Annotated in this window: 14 protein-coding genes and 2 pseudogenes; 5 read left to right on the top strand and 11 right to left on the bottom strand. The window is 67.3% G+C overall.

The window, feature by feature from the left end:
• From AC3A35_RS09500 to AC3A35_RS09490, 3 genes and pseudogenes are all read left to right on the top strand, one after another.
• A pseudogene (locus AC3A35_RS09500) lies at positions 1–246 on the top strand (acetoacetate--CoA ligase); the annotation flags it as partial.
• Positions 247–250: 4 nt separating this feature from the next.
• A complete protein-coding gene (locus tag AC3A35_RS09495; protein WP_487435795.1) occupies positions 251–793 on the top strand; it encodes a hydrolase in 543 nt (180 codons plus the stop codon).
• Between the two features lie 103 nt (positions 794–896).
• The gene (locus AC3A35_RS09490) at positions 897–1586 is read left to right on the top strand and encodes a TIGR04283 family arsenosugar biosynthesis glycosyltransferase (protein ID WP_487435794.1); all 690 of its coding nucleotides are present in this window, start codon (positions 897–899) and stop codon (positions 1584–1586) included.
• Between the two features lie 193 nt (positions 1587–1779).
• Here the strand turns inward: AC3A35_RS09490 and AC3A35_RS09485 are convergent, their stop codons facing one another.
• Positions 1780–3084, bottom strand: coding sequence for an NYN domain-containing protein (locus AC3A35_RS09485; protein ID WP_487435793.1), 1305 nt, complete (start codon positions 3082–3084; stop codon positions 1780–1782).
• Between the two features lie 459 nt (positions 3085–3543).
• Here AC3A35_RS09485 and AC3A35_RS09480 point away from each other — a divergent pair, with 459 nt between their 5' ends.
• Entirely contained in the window at positions 3544–4494 is a 951-nt protein-coding gene (locus AC3A35_RS09480) for an aldose epimerase family protein (RefSeq protein WP_487435792.1), read from the top strand.
• A gap of 51 nt (positions 4495–4545) precedes the next feature.
• Positions 4546–5628, top strand: coding sequence for an oxidoreductase (locus tag AC3A35_RS09475; RefSeq protein WP_487435791.1), 1083 nt, complete (start codon positions 4546–4548; stop codon positions 5626–5628).
• A 74-nt stretch (positions 5629–5702) separates the two neighbouring features.
• Here AC3A35_RS09475 and AC3A35_RS09470 read toward each other — a convergent pair whose 3' ends face one another.
• From AC3A35_RS09470 to eno, 10 genes and pseudogenes are all read right to left on the bottom strand, one after another.
• Entirely contained in the window at positions 5703–6881 is a 1179-nt protein-coding gene (locus tag AC3A35_RS09470; RefSeq protein ID WP_487435790.1) for a carbohydrate porin, read from the bottom strand.
• Between the two features lie 155 nt (positions 6882–7036).
• Positions 7037–7969 (bottom strand): carbohydrate kinase family protein, encoded by a 933-nt coding sequence (locus AC3A35_RS09465; RefSeq protein WP_487435789.1) that lies wholly within the window; start codon positions 7967–7969, stop codon positions 7037–7039.
• A gap of 77 nt (positions 7970–8046) precedes the next feature.
• Positions 8047–8979, bottom strand: a complete 933-nt coding sequence (locus AC3A35_RS09460) for an ABC transporter substrate-binding protein (protein WP_487435788.1) — start codon at positions 8977–8979, stop codon at positions 8047–8049.
• Between the two features lie 102 nt (positions 8980–9081).
• Complete coding sequence (locus AC3A35_RS09455; protein ID WP_487435787.1) at positions 9082–10068, bottom strand: ABC transporter permease subunit; 987 nt, start codon at positions 10066–10068, stop codon at positions 9082–9084.
• Positions 10069–10119: 51 nt separating this feature from the next.
• Entirely contained in the window at positions 10120–11673 is a 1554-nt protein-coding gene (locus AC3A35_RS09450; RefSeq protein ID WP_487435786.1) for a sugar ABC transporter ATP-binding protein, read from the bottom strand.
• Entirely contained in the window at positions 11663–12910 is a 1248-nt protein-coding gene (locus tag AC3A35_RS09445; protein WP_487435785.1) for an ROK family protein, read from the bottom strand. The genes AC3A35_RS09450 and AC3A35_RS09445 overlap by 11 nt, the downstream gene beginning before the upstream one ends.
• A 334-nt stretch (positions 12911–13244) precedes the next feature.
• Positions 13245–14588, bottom strand: coding sequence for an L-fucose:H+ symporter permease (gene fucP / locus AC3A35_RS09440; protein WP_487435784.1), 1344 nt, complete (start codon positions 14586–14588; stop codon positions 13245–13247).
• Between the two features lie 118 nt (positions 14589–14706).
• Positions 14707–15390 (bottom strand): annotated as a pseudogene (gene gpmA / locus AC3A35_RS09435) (2,3-diphosphoglycerate-dependent phosphoglycerate mutase); the annotation flags it as partial.
• Between the two features lie 17 nt (positions 15391–15407).
• Positions 15408–16733 (bottom strand): NAD(P)/FAD-dependent oxidoreductase, encoded by a 1326-nt coding sequence (locus tag AC3A35_RS09430; RefSeq protein ID WP_487435783.1) that lies wholly within the window; start codon positions 16731–16733, stop codon positions 15408–15410.
• A gap of 173 nt (positions 16734–16906) precedes the next feature.
• Positions 16907–18190 (bottom strand): phosphopyruvate hydratase, encoded by a 1284-nt coding sequence (gene eno / locus AC3A35_RS09425; protein WP_487435782.1) that lies wholly within the window; start codon positions 18188–18190, stop codon positions 16907–16909.
• Between the last annotated feature and the right edge of the window lie 72 nt (positions 18191–18262).

Here is an 18262-nt window from a genome sequence, read left to right as displayed (position 1 = left end):
CTGACCCTGGACGAGGAACTGGTCGGCCGCATCAAACACACCATCCGCGCCAACACCACCCCGCGTCACGTGCCGGCGAAGGTGCTGCAGGTGGCGGACATCCCGCGCACCAAGAGCGGCAAGATCGTCGAACTGGCGGTGCGCAACGTGGTACACGGCCGTCCGGTGAAGAACCAGGAGGCGTTGGCCAATCCGGAAGCGCTCGAGCTGTTCCGCAACCGTCCGGAACTGGTCGACCAGGAGTGAGATCATGCTGATGAATCGCGACAAGTCGGTACTCCTCATCATCGACGTGCAAACCGGCCTTGCGCCGGCGATCCACGAAGGCGAACGCCTCGTCGACAACTGCATCTGGCTGGCCGGAGTGGCCGGCCGGATAGGAGTGCCGACCGTCATCACCGAGCACTTTCCGGAAAAGATCGGATACACCGTGCCGGCGCTGAAGGCGGTCACCGGGGCGGCGCAGTACGTCGCCAAACAGTGCTTCTCGGCCCAGTCCGAGGACGTCCTCGCAGGCACCGCGGTGGCAGATCGCCGCCAGGTGGTCGTGTGCGGTGCCGAGGCGCATGTCTGTGTGCAGCAGACCGCGCTGGAGTTGCGCTGGGCCGGCAAGGAGGTGTTCGTGGTGGCCGACGCGTCGGGCTCGCGCGATCCGGCCAACGCGGATCTGGCATTCGCACGCATGCGCAGCCACGGCATCGAGATCGTGTCGCGCGAGATGGTGGCGTTCGAGTGGTTGCAGCGCGGCGGAACCGATCTGTTCCGCGAGGTGAACCGCGACTTCATCCGCTGAGCCCGGGGCCGCTGTGCGACCCGGTGGCGATGTGGTGCGTGATCCGGCCGAATGCAGCGTTCGCGGCGACACGTGCAATGCTGGCGACGGACCGCGGCCGTGGATGTCGATCATCGTGCCGGTGCTCAACGAGGGCAGGGGCGTTGTGGCCGGCCTCTCCGGGCTGGCCTGCCTGCGTGATCCGGGGATCGAACTCATCGTTGCCGACGGCGGCAGTGAGGATGAAACCGCCGATCTGGCACGTACGCTGGCGGACCGGGTGCTGAGCGCGCCGCGGGGCCGGGCCAGCCAGATGAATGCCGCCGCAGCGGTTGCCCGTGGCGATGTTCTGCTTTTCGTTCATGCCGACACCCGGCTGCCAGCGGACGCAATGGCGCTGATCCGTGACGCCCTCGCCGGAGCGACGGTGTGGGGGCGCTTCGATGTCGCCATCGACGGCCGCTCGCCCTTGCTGCGTTGGGTGGCCGCGCTGATGAACCTGCGCTCGCGCCTCACTGGCATCGCCACTGGCGATCAGGCCATCTTCGTGCGGCGCACGGCGTTCGAGGCGGTTGGTGGCTATCCGGATATTGCGTTGATGGAAGACATTGCGCTGTCGACCGGCCTGCGCAGGTGTGGTCGGCCGGCGTGCTTGCGTGCGCGCGTGCTCACCTCGGGGCGGCGCTGGGACAGGCACGGCGTGCTGCGCACCATTGCGCTGATGTGGTGGCTGCGTGCAGCGTATTTTCTTGGAGCCGACCCGGAACGGCTTGCGCGCCGTTACGGCTATCGCCCGCGCAGCATCAGGCCCTGAACGCGAGCCATTGCCGCGCGAGCTCGCGACCAGGAGGCTGTCGGACTTGAGCGATCGTCACGAGCCGAGCGGGAAAGCGAGGACGGATTCGGCCGTTCTTGAGGCGCATAGTCATTCCATGCAACGAAAAACGGGCGGATATGGACCGTTTCTCCAACTGGCGCAGTAGATCAGCCTCAAGTCCGACAGCCTTTTAGGCCTGATTTTCGTCCGGCGTGCCTTCTTTCTTGCGCGGACGGCGGCTGCGCGTGGTCGCCTTGCGCGCGGGCTGGGTCGCTGCGCCGGCGACATCGGTTTCCGGCATGCCGGACCCGTGCTCGGCGGCGGGTTCGACGGCCTGCGGCAAAGTCACCGGTGCGGCGGCGACGCTTTCCGGCGCGTTCTGCTTGACCGTGGTCCTGCGCCCGCCGCCGCCCCTGCGGCGGCTACTGCTCTTGGCTTCCCCATGCTCGGTCGCATGCTCCGCGACGTGTTGCTCGGGTGCGATCGCAACCGGCTCGGGCGTTGCAACCGGTTCGGGTTCGGGCGCCGGAATGTGGTGGATCTCCGCTTCCGGTTCACGGGACCGCTGCGGCCTCCTGTCCGATCGCGTCTTCCGGGTGCGCGGGGCTTCCCGCTCCTTGCGTTCGACGACCGGCTCGTGCTCGACCGCAGTCTCGACATGCTCGGTCACCGGGGTGTGGCTGCGATAGACGTATGCCCCCGACTTTTCGTCGCGGCCGAACTCGAGCAGACCGCGCGCCTGCGCTTCCTCGAGCAGGTTGCCGAAGGCGCGGAAGCCGAAGTAGGACTCGCTGAAGTCGGGTTTGCGGCGCTTGATCGCCTCTTTGAGCATCGAGGCCCAGATCTTGCCACTGTCGCCGCGTTCGGCGAGCAGGGCTTCGAAGGTCTCCACCGCGATCTCGATCGCCTTCGTCCGGCGGGCGTCGAGTTCTTCCTTGCGCAGTTTTTCCTCGTCGGGAGTGCGCTTGCTGGCAGGCGGTGCTTCGCGCGAATCGCGCTTGCTCGCGGCGCGCTGGCTCTCGCGTACCAGGTCGTCGTAAAAAATGAACTCGTCGCAGTTGGCGATCAGCAGGTCGGAGGTCGATTGCTTGACCCCGACCCCGATCACCTGCTTGGCGTTTTCGCGCAGCTTGGAGACCAGCGGCGAAAAGTCGGAGTCACCACTGATGATGACGAAGGTATTGACGTGAGCCTTGGTGTAACACAGGTCGAGTGCATCGACCACCAGGCGGATGTCTGCCGAGTTCTTGCCCGACTGACGGACGTGCGGAATCTCGATCAGCTCGAAATTCGCCTCGTGCATGGCAGCCTTGAAGCCCTTGTAGCGATCCCAGTCGCAATAGGCCTTCTTGACCACGATGCTGCCTTTGAGCAGCAGGCGCTCGAGCACGCGCTTGATGTCGAACTTGTCGAAGTTCGCATCGCGCACGCCCAGTGCGACGTTCTCGAAGTCGCAGAACAGCGCCATGCTGACGTTTTCGGTGGGTGAGGCCATGGTGTTCTCCAGAAGGAACAACCCGGAAGCGACGGCATCCGGGTCGTCGAGCGCTCGCGCGAGCGCTGCGGCTGATTTGTTGGTGGCCGGTTGTTGGCGACATTCTAATCGCCAATTGTACTTGCGGAGCATCTCGCGGTTCTGGGCTGTTCTCCGCGCGCGGACATCCTGCTCGCCGGAGATCGGCCTGAATGAGCTTGACAAGCCCGCGCTCAGGCATTTTAATAAAGCAACTTGATTTATAAATACGGAATGCGCGGCGAGCGATCCAACCGTAAGGAGACCATGGTGCACACAGCCTTTGGTGAAACATCCGGTGCGCATGCGCGATCTGGAGAGTTGGCGCGGGCGCCACGCGATGCCCGTTCGCGCGATCGTGCACGAGCACGGCGGCCGCAGCGTTTTCAGGTCGAAACCGGCCGGTTCGGGACGATCGACGGTTTCAGACTGAGTGATAGCGTGGATGGCACGCGGGCGCTGTTCTCCTTGCGCGGGGCTACCCTGATCGACTGGCAGGTGCCGTTCGGCGCCGGGATGCTGGCGCTGACCGACGGCTACCGCTCGATGGCCGAGCTGGACGCGCAGCACGGTGTCCGCAATGGCGTGATGGCACCGTTCTCGAATCGTATCGGCGGCGGTCGCTATCATTTCGAGCATCGTAGCCATGACTTGCTGCCCCACGTCCAGGAAGACGAGCGTCTGGTCTACCACGGTTTCCTGCGCAATCTGGATCTGACCCTGATCGAGGTGCGCGAGCGTGACGACGGTGCCGAGGCGCTGTTGTTCACCGATGCGATCCGGCCCGGGGTCTTTCCGGGCTACCCGTTCGCGCTCACCCTGCACGTGCTGTTGCGGCTTGGTCCGGACGGCCTGTCACTGACGATCACCGCGACCAACATGGGACACCTGACCGCGCCCTATGCGGCGGGCTGGCATCCCTATTTCCGGTTCGGCAACGGAGCGATCGACCGGCTCGAGCTGCAGGTGCCCGCACGGCAGGTCATCGTCACCGATGCGAGCCTGGTGCCGCTACCGGGCCCCGACGCCCATGCTCCGATCGAGACGCGGCCGGAACTGGACTTCCGTACGCCCCGCGTGCTCGGCGCGGCGCCAATCGATGCGTCGCTGGCGGACCTGCAGCCCGACGCCGACGGCATGATCCGCAGTCGCTTGCGCGATCCGCGGCGCGGCTGCGGACTGACGGTATGGCAATCGGGCGGACTGGTTCACCTGTTTACCGGCGACACGCTGGCGCGGGGGGCGCGACGTTCGGTTGCCATCGAACCGGTCGAGGTGATGACCGATGCGTTCAACCGCAGCGACTGCCATGCAGCGATCGGCCTCGAGCCCGGCGCATCGCGAAGCTTCCGCTGTGGCGCGCAATTTCACGCCAATATGGAAGCGCGATGAGATCCGCTCGGACCCGGACACGGTCACGATTCCCCGTTCGTCCGTGAACTCATGACGACCGCTTCGACGCTGCGCGTCGCACTGATCGGTTACGGTGCGGCGGGCCGGACTTTCCATGCGCCGCTGATCCGCCATGCCGAGGGCGTGGAGCTCGCCGTCGTGGCGACCAGCCGTGGTGATGAACTTGGCCGTGACCTGCCGGGGGTCGAGGCAGTGGGCACGGCGCAGGATGCCGTCGCCCGCGCCGACATCGATCTGGTGGTGATTGCCAGTCCGAACGCGACCCACGCGCCGCTGGCCGAGGCCGCGCTGCGCGCCGGAAAGCATGTGGTGGTGGACAAGCCGTTCACGCTCAGCGTGAAGGACGCGCGTGCGCTGACCGCCCTGGCGGACACGACCGGCAAGCTACTTGCGGTGTTCCAGAACCGCCGTTGGGACAGCGACTTTCTCGGCCTGCAGGCGATGTTGCGCGCCGGCGGGATCGGGCGGGTCACCCATCTCGAGTCGCGCTTTGACCGCTTCCGCCCGCTGGTGCAGGACCGCTGGCGTGAGCGCGCCGAGGACGGCGGTGGCATCTGGTTCGATCTCGGCCCCCACCTGGTGGACCAGGTGCTGTGCCTCTTCGGCCTGCCCCGACGTGTCGGCGGGCGCCTGGCGCGGCAGCGCGCCGGCGCTCGCGCGGATGACTGGTGCGAGGCCTGGCTGGACTACGGCGAGCTGCAGGTCACGCTGTCGGCGTCGGTACTGGTCGGCGGCGGCATGCCGCGCTTCGCGGTGCACGGCACGGCGGGGAGCTGGGTCAAGCATGGCTTGGACGTGCAGGAAGATCAGCTCAAGGCCGGCATTGCGCCGGCAAGCGCGGACTGGGGCAAGGACCCGCAACCGGCGCAGCGCTACCGCGGCGACGATACCGTTGCCAGCGAGCCGCTGCCGGCCGGGCAGTATCAGGACTTCTACGCCGGCGTGCGCGACGCGATCTGCTGCGGTGGTGCGAATCCGGTGCCGGCGGTGCAGGCGATCGGCACCATGGCGGTGCTGGAAACGGTGGTCGAGGCGGCGCACTGCGGCCGTCTGCTGGCGCTGGCGCTTACCGCCGCCGAATGCGCGGCATGGTCGAGCGCCATGCAACGATAAGCGCCGAGCTCAGGCCGCGGGGAGTTTCCGTGCGAACGGGGACCGCTGCGACGCAGCGGTCCCCCGGGCCGTCCTCAGAACCAGTGCTCGACCTGGACACCGTAGCTGGTTCCCGACCTGTCGCCGTCGAACGCCGCCAGCCCGGTGACGTTACCGGCGGCGTCGTTCCACCGCGCGGTGGTCACGAACAGGCGAATCTCCGGCCGCGTCATGAAGCCGGGGCCGGTGCTCAGCGTGGGGGCGAAGGTGAATTTGGTCAGCCTGGCCGTATCGCCTTGCTCGGGCTTCTTCACCGAATGTCCGACTTCGCCCACCAGCTTGAAGTACTGGCCGAGCGCGTAGGAGATCCGACCGCCGACCGATACCGAGCGCGTGGTGCCGGTGACCGAAGACTTGTCATGCTGGTACATCGCCAGCGCCTGGCCGCCGAACGCGCCCTTCTGCCAGTGGTAGCTCTCGGCCAGGCGCCAGGACCTGACATCCTCGCCGACGCTCGGCGCGGCAAAGTTGCCGTCAAGACCGGCACCGTTCCGTGCGTATTGCAGCCACACGCTGTTGCCGCCGCCCTCGCCCTGGAAGCTGCCCTGGTTGTGCTGCACGGTCAGGCCCGCACCGCCCTTGGCGCCGGGCGTGTCGCTGTCGGCCACGGTGGCGACCAGGCGCAGCCGGCCACCGGGATTGACCGGCAGGTCGTAGAACTCGGCATTGACCCGATCGCCCGTCAAGCGGCCGTCCAGATCCTCCTGAAAATACGAGAAGGCGAGTTTCCCGGGGCCGGCGGGGATGTCCGTCACCCCGGCGCCGAGGCCGTCGAGCACGGTGAACTTGGTATCGACGATATGCACGTCGGCGCGACCGTGGAACCGCCTGCCGATCCAGAACGTCGATTCAGGGGCAAAGCCAAAGCCTCTGGCTTCCACATAGGCCTGGACGATGTCGGAGTCGACCGTGCGGATATCGGTCAGCGGACCGCTCACATCGGCCATGACAAGCGCCTTGTAGGCGACCCCGCCGACGTCGACGCCGTGGCTGACGAAGAACTCGCCATACACATCGCATTCGTTGCCGAGGCGATACTTCAGGCCCGGACCGGCCAGACCGTAGCAGGCGCGTGATTTGCTGTCCTTGCTGGCGGCCGGCGCGGCACGGAAATAGCCGCCATAGTCGAGCGCCTGCGCGGGCAGGGCGGCACCGAGCAGCGCGGCCACGGGAAGTGTCGTGAGGGCAAGACGGCTGATGCGGGTCGTGTTCATTTTCATTCATCCTCTATCCGGTTTCCGGTGCGGGTCGCACCGTCGAGGCTGCCGTGCGGCGGAAGCGGCGCGCAGCAGCCCTCGCGCCCGGCCGCGGCGGGGCGGGCGTATCAATGACAGTTGGGTTGTTACGGAGTGGCGCCCGGGTCGGAGCTTCAGGTCACGGCGAGCTCGGTGCGTCGCGGCAGGTCGGCGCCTCGCCGGGAGCAGGTGATCGCCGCGGCCCGGGCCGCGAAGCACAGCAGCGCCTGCAGTCGTTCGGGCGACAACGTGGCCAGCGTGCCGATGTCGAGTGCGGCGTTCTCCGCCAGCCAGGCGAGCATGGCCGCCTGGAAGGTGTCGCCGGCGCCGACGGTGTCGGCGACGGCGATCGCCGGTGCGGCGACGTCGACCCGTCCGCCGGCATTCCACGCGCTGGCGCCCTGGTGGCCCCGGGTCATGACCACCACCGTCGTTCCGTTTGCCAGCCAGCGCCGGGCCAGTGCGTCATCGTCCTCGCCGCCATACAGCAGATGGGCATCCTCGTCGCTGATCTTCACCAGGTGAGCCAGCTTGGCCAGGATCTCGACCCGATCGCGCCAGCGTGCCACCGACGGCTCCACATTCAGGCGCACGTTGGGGTCGTAGGCGATCAGACGGGTGTCGCGCTCGCGCCGCACCAGGGTCTCGAGTGCGCTCGCCACCGGTTCGACGACGGCGGCGTAGGAGCCGAGATGGATCGCCCGCACCTCGGGTGCCAATGTCGGGAGGTGGTCCTGCGTCAGCAGGCGGTCGGCAGCGCCATTGCCGTAGAAGGCATAGCGCGGCACGCCAGCGGCCGAGAGCTCGACCATGCCGAGCGTGGTCGGGGCGTCGAAGCGGCTCAACAGGCCGGTTTCCACGCCCTCGGCGTCGAGCACGCCGAGCAGGCGGTCGCCGAGCATGTCGCGGGCGATTCCACCGAGAAAGGAGACCGGCTGCGCGAGCCGGGCCAGACCGATGGCGACGTTGAAAGGGGAGCCGCCGGGGTGGGCGTCGAGATGCAGGGCGCGGTTCGATTCGCCACCGATGAACACGTCGAACAGGGCTTCGCCACAGACGAGAAACATGATGTTTGTCCGTACAAGGGGTTGCGGGAGCCGCCCGCTGCCGGATCAGGCGGCCGGGCGGCAGTGCGGCGAGCGGATCAGCGCGGTGCCGACCAGCCCTTGTAGCTGGCCACGTTGGCGCGCGTGATCAGCTCGGACGGGATCAGCACCATCGGATCTGCCGGGCGGGTACCGTTGAGGATGCCGTGACCGATCTCGACCGCCTTCTGTGCCATCAGCCACGGATCCTGGCTGGCCGAGGCTTCGACCGCGGTGCCGCTCTTGATCGCGCCTTCGATGTCGGGCGCGCCATCGACCGAGGCGATGACGATGCCGGTGCGCTTGAGCTGGCGCGCTGCCAGATCGGAGCCGATCGCCTGCGGGTCGTTGATCGTGAACACCGCATCGACCTTCTGGAAGCGAGTCAGGTGGCCGAGCATCACGTTCATGCCGCCTTCGCGCGAACCCTTGCCGTCCTGATCGTCGGACAGCACCTTGATGTCCGGCGCCTTGGCCAGTTGCGCCTTGCAGCCGTTGACGCGGTCGATCACGGCCGACACCTGGGGCCCGTTCTGGATGATCACATTGCCCTTGCCGCCGAGCTTGTTGACGATGTAGGCGCAAGCGATCTCGCCGGCCTGCACGTTGTTGGTCTGCACCGTGGCGTCGGCGCCGGCGGCCGCCACATCGACGCCGATGACCACAATGCCCGCCTTCTGCGCCTTCTTCACTGCCGGCTCGATCGCCCTGGCGTCGGCGGCGTTGAGCAAAATCATGTCCACGCCGGCGGCGATGAAGTTGTCGATCTGGGTGAACTGCTTGTTGAGGTCGTAGTCGGCCGACACCGCCAGCACCTTCACGTTCGGATTCAATTCCTTCGCCTTCGCTTCCGCGCCCTTGGCGATGGTGACGAAGAACGGATTGCCGAGCGAGCCGACGGTGATGCCGATGGACTGGATATCCCTGGCCTGGGCGAAACCGGTGGCGCATGCCAGGGCAAGGGTGGCTACGATGGCCTTGTTGGTGATCATGGTTGTCTCCTTCGGGGGGTTGTGATGCAGCAGGGTGCGGTTCCGGCCCGGGGGGCGGAACCGTCGGATCTGGGCGGACGGGGGTGGGTGTGGCGGAGGGGGTCAGGTACGGGCGCCGGACTGGCGGTAGCGGTCGAGCGCCACGGCGCCGATGATGACCAGGCCCTTGATGATGTACTGCCAGATGTCGGACACGCCGACCAGCACCAGGCCGTTGGTCAGCACCGCGATGATCAGTGCGCCGATCAGGGTGCCGACGATGGTGCCGACCCCGCCGACGAAGCTGGTGCCGCCCAGGATCACCGCCGCGATCGCGTCCAGTTCGTAGGACTGGCCCAGTTGCAGGCCGTTGGCCGCCATCAGGCGCGACGCGGTCATCACCGCGCCGAGGCCGGCGAGCAGGCCCGACATGGCGTACGCAAACAGCAGGACTTTCCACACCTTGATGCCGGACAGGCGGGCCGCCTCGGGGTTGCTCCCCACCGAGTAGATGTGCAGGCCGAGCACGGTGCGGCGCAGGATGAACCACGACGCGACGATCACCAGGGCGGCGATCACCACCAGCCAAGGCACGCCGAGGATGCTCTCATGGCCGATGAAGGCAAACGGCAGGTCGGGGTTGAACACGGTCTTGTCGTCGCCGATCAGGCGGGCGACGCCGCGCACCGCGGTGAGCGCGCCGAGGGTGACGATGAAGGGTGGCAGTTTGAGGAAGGCGATCAGGCCGCCGTTGATCAGCCCGAACACCAGGCCGGTGAGCAGTGCCGCGGCGATGCCCAGCATGCCGATGTCCGGAATGCCCGACACGATCAGGGCCACCACCGCGGCCGCGGCGAGAATCGAGCCCACCGACAGGTCGATGCCACCGGTCAGGATGACGAAGGTCATGCCCGCGGCCAGCACGATGTTGATCGATGCCTGCTGGGCGATGATGGAGAAGTTCTGCGCGGTGAAGAACGAGTCGGCGATCAGGCCGAAGCCGATCATCAGCAGGATCAGTACCGGCAGCATGCCGACCGTACGCATCAGCGTCTGGAAGCTTTCGCGCGGCGTGGCAGTGCCCGCGCGCAGGGTGTTGGTTGCGCTCATCGTTGTCTCCTCATTGGGATCTTGGTCCGGCGAACCGGAGTGTGTTGGTGGTCAGGCCGCCTGTTTCAGCGTTTCGTGCTCCCGGCCGGCGCCGGTGGCGAGTTCGATGATCGACTCCTGCGTGATCGGGCGCCCGGAGTAGCCGCCGAGCTCGCCGACGAGTTCGCCCTCGCGCATCACCAGCACGCGGTCGGCAGTGCCGACGATCTCGGGCAGTTCGCTGGAGATGACGATGACGCCGACCCCGCGCCGGGCCAGTTCGTTGATGATCCGGTAGATCTCGGATTTGGCGCCGATGTCGACCCCGCGCGTGGGCTCATCGAGGATCAGCACCTTGGGGTGGAGCTCTAGCAGGCGCGACAGCAGCACCTTTTGCTGGTTGCCGCCGGACAGGGCACCGACGTTCACCCTCGAGTTCGGCACCTTGATTCCGAGTTCGCGGATCGCGTCGTTGGCGCGCTGATGGGCACGGGCGAGGTTCAGTACGCCGCCGCTGCGGGCATCACGCGAGCTGGCGCAGACGTTGATGTTGTCGCGTACGCTCATGTCCAGGAACAGGCCACGGCCCTTGCGATCCTCGGTCAGATACACGATGCCGGCCTCGATGGCGTCGAGCGGGTTGCGGATGCGCACCGGCGCGCCATCGATCTCGATATCGCCCGAAATGCGCGCGTCGGCACCGAAGATCAGCCGTGCCAGTTCGGTGCGTCCGGCGCCGACCAGGCCGGCGATGCCGAGCACCTCGCCGGCATGGAGGTCGAAGGCCGAGGGCTTCACCCGGCGGCCGTCGGCGACCTTGCGTACCGACAGCACCACCTTGCCCGGGTCGAACGGAAGGTGTTCCTTCTTGTAGAAGCCGCTGATGTCGCGGCCGACCATCATCCGCACCAGCGCCTCGGCGGAAAGCTCCGCCCGCTCGAGGGTGCCGACGTAGGTGCCGTCCCGCAGCACGCTGACGCGGTCGGACAGTTCGTAGATCTCGGCCATGCGGTGGCTCACGTAGACGATCGCCAGGCCCTCGGTGCGCAGCTTGCGGATCAGCGCGAACAGACGGTCGGTCTCGCGCGACGACAGCGGCGTGGTCGGTTCGTCCATGACCAGGATGCGGGCCTTGCCCTGCATGGCGCGGGCGATCTCGACCAGCTGGCGCTCGGCGATCGACAGGTCGCTGACCACGGTGGTCGGCCTGAAACCGGCGCCCAGTCGCGCCAGGATCTCGGCGCAGGCCGCCTCCATCTCGCGGCGGGCAATCCGTGGCCCGTGGTGAAGTTCGCGGCCGAGGTAGATGTTTTCCGCCACCGTCAGGCTGGGGCACAGCGCCAGCTCCTGGTAGATCACCGCAACGCCGAGGTCGCGCGCCGACTGCGGACCATCGATCACTACCGGCTGGCCGTCGATGCGGATCTCGCAGCCGGCGTCGGCGGTATAGGCGCCGGACAGAATCTTCATCAGCGTCGACTTGCCGGCGCCGTTCTCGCCCATCAGCGAATGCACCTCGCCCGGGTACAGAGTCAGCGACACGTCGCGCAAGGCCTTGACCCCGGGAAAGGTCTTGGAGATGCAGCGCATTTCGAGTACCGGCTTCATGGTGTGCTCACCAGGCATGTTCGTTCTCCTCTTGGTTGCGGGCGCCGCGCCGCAGGACCTGCGAACGGGGCGAGAAACTGAAGAACATCGGCAGACTGGCCGCACCGACCGCGCCCGCGTCGGTGCCGAAGGTGCCGCGCACGATCTGCGGCACGCCACGCGCTTCGGGTGCGGTGTCGGCCAGTTCGCGCGCAAGGTGCTGCATCAGGCGGTCGATCAGGCCGCCATCGACGTCGGCATCGATCACCACCACCGGCACGTCGAGCATGCACAGGGCCGAACGCAAGGCAGGGGCGAGGGCGTCGACACAATCGACCAGCCATTCGTCGACCGCCGGGTGACCGGCGCGTACGAAGGCTTCGAGGTCGGTATGGGTGGCCACCTGCTCGCCGCTCCAGCGCAGATGGCGCGACAAGGCATTGAGCGACGCGCGCGACAGCAGCATGTCCCACTTGCCGGTCGGTCTGGGTGCCAAGGGCAGGGTGCTGGGCGTCACCGGCATCACCGCGATGTCGCCGGCATTGCCGGTGACGCCGCGCAGGCAGGTGCCGTCGAGCGCGACCCCGCAACCGATGACCGGGCCGAGGAAGACGTAGATGAAGTCGTCGTAGCGCCGGCCGCAGCCGTAGAAGATCTCGGCGATGGCGGCAGCGTTGCCGTCGTTCTCGCCGAACACCGGCAGGCCGGTCCGGTCTCCGAGGGCGGCGGCGAAGTCGAAGCTGTCCCAGGCGGTGAAAGCCGGTTCGGCGAGATCGAGCTCGCGCAACCAGGCACCGAGGTTGTAGGGCTGGGCGACGCCGATGCCGGCGATGCGCGAGCGCTCCGCCGCCTGCATGGCGTCGAGCAGCGCGGCGATGTCGGCACATACCAGGTCCACGGTCTGCTGCGGCGAGGGGAGGATGCGGTTATGAACGCGGCGGGCAAGAATGTCGCCACCCAGATCGACGAGCGCGGTTTCGATCGCGTCGCGGTCGAGGCGGACACCGATACCGAATGCGCCCTTGGGATTGATCTGAATGAGGGTTGCCGGCTGGCCGCGCTGGCCCTCGGTGCGGCGCCCGGTCGGGGTGATCAGGTCGTCGTCCTGCAGGGCCTGGATGATGGTGCCGACCGCGGTGCTGGTCAGGTGGGTGCGGCGGGCGAGATCGGCCTTCGACGCTTCACCGATCCGGCGCAGCAGTTGCAGCAGCAGGCGCTCGTTGTAGCGGCGCAGGCGCATCGGACCTGCCGCACGCGTGGTTTGCTCTTGCCCCATCCTGGTCTCCTTGAAGCTTGTGTTTATTGGTGGAACTTATTAATAAATCAAGTGAGTTTATTAAACATCGACAGGGGTTAATTGTCAAGCAGGTTTATTTAAATAAAAGGAGGCGTTGTGTCCGATGACAAGCTACGGGTTCGACCCGGGGATCGTGCGCGCCCTGGGAGCCGCAGGTGCGGAGGTCGGCGACCTCCGCGGATAGGGCAGGAGATGGAAAGCGTGTCCCCGCCGATCCACGCGCATCTCGACGCGGGTGCCGTCGAGGGTGCCGATCGCGGTCCCGGTACGGTGTGTCCGGGCGACGGCCGGCGGTAACGGGCGGGGAAAGGCCTCAGCGCGCGGCGACCGCGGTCGTCGCCGGCTCGAAATCGGCGTAGTGCCCGCGCAGCCCGTAGTAGGCGATATACAGATAGCACAACACCGGAATGCAGAACGAGTAGAGCAGGCCGATGTTGTCGGCAAACACGCCCTGGATCAGCGGGACGATTGCGCCCCCGACGATGGCCATGCAGACGACGCCCGAACCCTCGCCGGTGTGTTTGCCCAGGCCCTCGATGGCGAGCGAGAAGATGGTCGGGAACATGATCGAGTTGAACAGGCCGATTGCCAGCAGCGCCCACATCGCGGCCTTGCCCGCCACCAGCATGGCCGTCACCAGCAGGATGGAGACCACGAAGGCGTTGAATGCCAGCAGGCGGCCGGGTCGTACCTTGCGCAGCACGGCGGCGCCGACGAAGCGACCCACCATCGCACCGCCCCAGTACAGCGCCAGATATTTCGCGGCGACCTCCTCGGTCAGCCCGGCGATCTCGGGCGCACCCATGAAATTGATCAGGAAACTGCCGATGGCCACCTCGGCGCCGACGTAGGCGAAGATGGCGACGGCGCCGAGGACGAGGTGCCGATAGGCCCAGACGCTGTCGTGGCGGTGGTAAACGCTGCGTGCGTCGGGCGCTTCGACCGGCGTTTCCGGCGCCTCGAGGCGCGGCAGGCGGACGACTGCGATGACTACGGCAAGGACGAAGAACGCCGCCGCGAGGCCGAGGTAGGGCAGCTGCACCGCGCTGCCCTGGGCGATGCCGTAGGCCGCCAGATCGGCGGGATTCATCTGCTGCAACTCCTCGCTGGTCTTGAACGCCGCCGACAGGATCAGCATCGAGCCGAAGAAGGGGGCGAGGGTGGTGCCGAGCGAATTGAACGCCTGGGTCAGGTTGAGCCGGCTGGAGGCGGTTTCCGGTTTGCCCAGCACGGTCACGTAGGGGTTGGCGGCGACCTGCAGCAGGGTAATGCCGGAGGCGAGCACGAACAGGGCGCCGAGGAAGAATGGATAGGACGCCAGACTCGCCGCCGGGTAGAACAGCAGGCAGCCGCAGCCGGCAGTCGACAGGCCGATGATGATGCCGGTCTTGTAGCCGAGTTTCTCGACCAGATAACCGGCCGGGAAGGACATCACCAGATAGGCGGTGAAGAAGCAGAACTGGATCATCATCGCCTGGGTATAGCTCAGCGTGAACATCGCGCGCAGATGCGGGATCAGGACGTCGTTGAGCGAGGTCATGAATCCCCACAGGAAGAATATCGAGGTCAGGACGACCAGCGGTGTCGTGTAGCGGCCCCCGCGTGTGTGCGTGGCCGGTGCGGCGGATGCGAGCGTCGTGCTCATGTCGGTGCCCATGATCGGTGTCTCCGTTGTGGCGCCCCTTATGGAGCTGTGTCGTTGTGATTGTCGTGGTGCGGTGCGCGGGCCGCCCGGCCGGTGGGCAGCCCGCGTGTTCGAGCGCTTCCGCGGTTTACAGGTAGTAGCTGCGGATCGGCCTGAGGTCGTCGGTGAGCTCGTAGACCAGGGGCGTGCCGGTCGGAATGTTCAGTTCGATGATGTCCTCGTCGCTGACCCGGTCCAGATGCTTGATCAGCGCCCGCAGCGAGTTGCCGTGGGCGGCGACGACGACGCGTTCGCCGGCCGCGATCGCGGGCGCGATCACCTGGCGCCAGTGCGGGATCAGCCGATCCACGGTGTCCTTCAGGCATTCGGTGAGCGGCAGCGCTGGGCCCGACAGACTGGCATAGCGGCGGTCGTGCGCGGGGTGGCGGTCGTCGGCCGGGTCGAGTGCGGGCGGCGGCACGTCGTAGCTGCGGCGCCACAGCCTGACCTGCTCATCGCCGAATTCGGCGGCGGTCTCGGCCTTGTTCAGGCCTTGCAGGGCGCCGTAGTGACGCTCGTTCAGACGCCAGTGCGGATGGACCGGAATCCACGGCTGTTCCATCTGCTCGAGCACCAGCCACAGGGTGTGGATGGCGCGCTTGAGCACCGAGGTGTGGGCAAGGTCGAACACGAAGCCTGCCTCCTTCAGCCGCCTGCCCGCGGAGATCGCCTCGGCGCGGCCCTGTTCGGACAGCGCCACGTCGGTCCACCCGGTGAAGCGGTTCTCCTTGTTCCATATGCTTTCGCCGTGGCGAAGCAGCACGAGCTGTTTCATGTTCCTTCCTTTCGTGGTCAGTGAAGTTTGACGTGGGGGTCGGTGTGCCGCCGCATCCAGCCGGTGACGGTGTCGAGCGCGGTCTTCCAGAAGCCGTTGAGGGCGATCAGGTGGCTGCGATAGAGCAGCCAGTACATGAAGCTCGCCACCATGCCCTCAATGCGGATGCCCTTGCCGCGCACGAAACCCATCAGGTTGCCCAGGGTGTCGTGGTGGCCGATCGACACCAGCGAGCCGTAGTCCTTGTAGCGGAAGGCTGGTGGCGCTTCACCGCGCAATCGCGCCGGCAGCGCGCGGGCCAGGTAGCTGGCCTGCTGGTGCGCGACCTGGGCGCGCGGCGGCAAGGTGGCGTTGCCATCCTGCCAGGGTGCCGCGGCGCAGTCGCCGAAGGCGTAGATGCTGGGGTCGCGCGTGCTCTGCAGGTGGGTGTTGACCGCCAGGCGGTCGATGCGGTCGGTCTCCAGGCCGTCGAGCTCGTGCAGGAAGGCCGGCGCGCGGATCCCGGCGGCCCACACCACCAGATCGGCGGGCAGCGCTTCGCCGGATGCGGTGTGAACCGCGGCCGGCGTCACCTCGGTCACCTTCACGCCGGTACTGACGGTGACGCCGATGCCGGACAGGATGGTGTTGACCGCTGCCGACAGGCTTTCCGACAGGCCGGGCAGGATGCGCGGCCCGGCTTCGATCAGCCGGATGCGGATGTGGCGGTCGGGGTCGAGGTCGCGCAGGCCGTAGGCGGCGAGCACCCGGGTCGTGTTGTGCAGCTCGGCGGCCAGTTCGACCCCGGTCGCGCCGCCACCGACGATGGCGATGTCGAGGTGCGCGCCGGATCCGGGCAGATGGTAGTTGGCGCTGAAGCAGGCATTCACCAGCTTGCGGTGGAACAGGTGCGCTTCCCAGGCGGCATCGAGCTTGTATGCATGCTCGGCAACGCCGGGCGTACCGAAGTCGTTGCACAGCGAGCCCACCGCGATGACCAGGGTGTCGTAGCCGATCCGGCGCTCGGGGAGGACCAGTTCGCCGTCGTCGCCATGGACCGCGCCGACGGTGATCTCGCGCGTGGCCCGGTCGAGGCCGCGCATCGCTCCACGGCAGTACTCGAAGTGATTCCAGCGCGCCTGGTACAGGTAGTCGATCTGCTCTTCGTGGATGTTCAGACTGCCGGCCGCCACCGCGTGCAGCAGCGGCTTCCACATATGGGTGCGGGTCCGGTCCACCAGGACCACCTCGACGGTGCCGCGCCGGCCGTGGCGCCGGCCCAGACGGGTGGCCAGTTCCAGTCCGCCTGCTCCGCCGCCGACGATGACTATGCGGTGCGGGGTGGCGCTTTGCGCTCGTGTCATGACCTGTCTCTCCGTGCTGTGCATGTTGTGCTTATGAGGCTTCGGCGGCGGGCCCGTGGTGCTTTGGCCCGCGCCGCGGGCCACGGTCGAGCGGGCGCAAAAAAGGCCGGCACCACCGCCGGGGGAGGGAGCGATTGCGTGGTGCCGGACCAGGGCAAGCGTCGGGGATGCCGTCAGCGGCGGCGGAAGGCCTCCGATCCGGCGAAGCGGGCGGCGGCACCGAGTTCGCGTTCGATCGCGAGCAGGCGGTTGTACTTCTCGACGCGGTCGGAGCGGCTCGCCGAACCGGTCTTGATCTGGCCGCACGCGGTCGCTACTGCCAGATCGGCGATGGTGGTGTCGCCGGTCTCGCCCGAACGGTGGGAGACGATCGAGGCGTACCCGGCCTTGCGTGCCATGTCCATGGCCGCAAGGGTCTCGCTCAGCGTGCCGATCTGATTGGGCTTGATCAGGATCGCGTTGGCGATGCCCTTGTCGATGCCGGCGGCGAGGATCGCGGTGTTGGTGACGAAGAGGTCGTCGCCGACCAGTTGCACGCGGCGCCCGAGGCGGTCGGTGAGCTGGCCCCAGCCCGCCCAGTCGTCCTCGGCCATGCCATCCTCGATGCTGACGATGGGATAGTCGCCGACGAGGTCGGCGAGATAGCTGCAGAAGGTGGCACTGGAGTAGGCCTGGCCTTCGCCGGTCAGACGGTATTCGCCGTCGTGGTGGAACTCGGAGGCGGCGCAGTCGAGCGCCAGCGCGATCTGGGTGCCCGGCTCGTAGCCGGCGTGCTCGATCGCTTCGAGGATGAGCTCGAGCGCTTCGCGCGTGCCGCTCACGTTCGGCGCGAAGCCGCCTTCGTCGCCCACCGAGGTCGGGAAGCCCTTCTTGTCGAGCAGGGCGCGCAGCGCGTGGAACACGCCGACGCCGGCGCGCAGGGCATCACTGAAGCGCTCGAAGCCGTGCGGCACGATCATGCATTCCTGGATGTCGAGGCTGTTGTTGGCATGGGCGCCGCCGTTGATCACGTTCATCAGCGGTACCGGCAGGACATGGCCGAGCGCCGCGTCGCCCAGATGGCGGTAGAGCGGAATCCCTTCTGCGGCAGCCGCGGCGTGGGCGGTGGCGAGCGACACCGCGAGCAGCGCGTTGGCGCCGAGGTGGGACTTGTCCGGGGTGCCGTCGAGTTCGCACAGCCGGGCGTCGATCGCCGCCTGGTCCGATGCATCGCGGCCTTCGAGCGCGGCGGCGATCGGGCCCTCGATGTTCGCCAGTGCGCGGGTGACCCCCTTGCCGCCGAAACGCGCCGGGTCGCCGTCGCGCAGTTCGAGCGCTTCGCGCGCACCGGTGGAGGCGCCGGAGGGCACGGCGGCGGTGCCGACATGACCGGAGGCGAGTCGCACGGTGGCTTGCAGGGTGGGGTTGCCGCGGGAGTCGAGAATTTCCAGGCCGCTGAGGCCGATGATCGTTTTCATGGGCGTAGTAGGAGAAATGAGGGGCCAAAAGAGTGCCGGCAGCAGTGGCGAGGGGAGGAGCCGTCGCCGCCG

Source organism: Azoarcus sp. Soil_N_20 (assembly GCF_057656155.1).
This window is presented reverse-complemented; position numbering and strand designations above follow the sequence as displayed.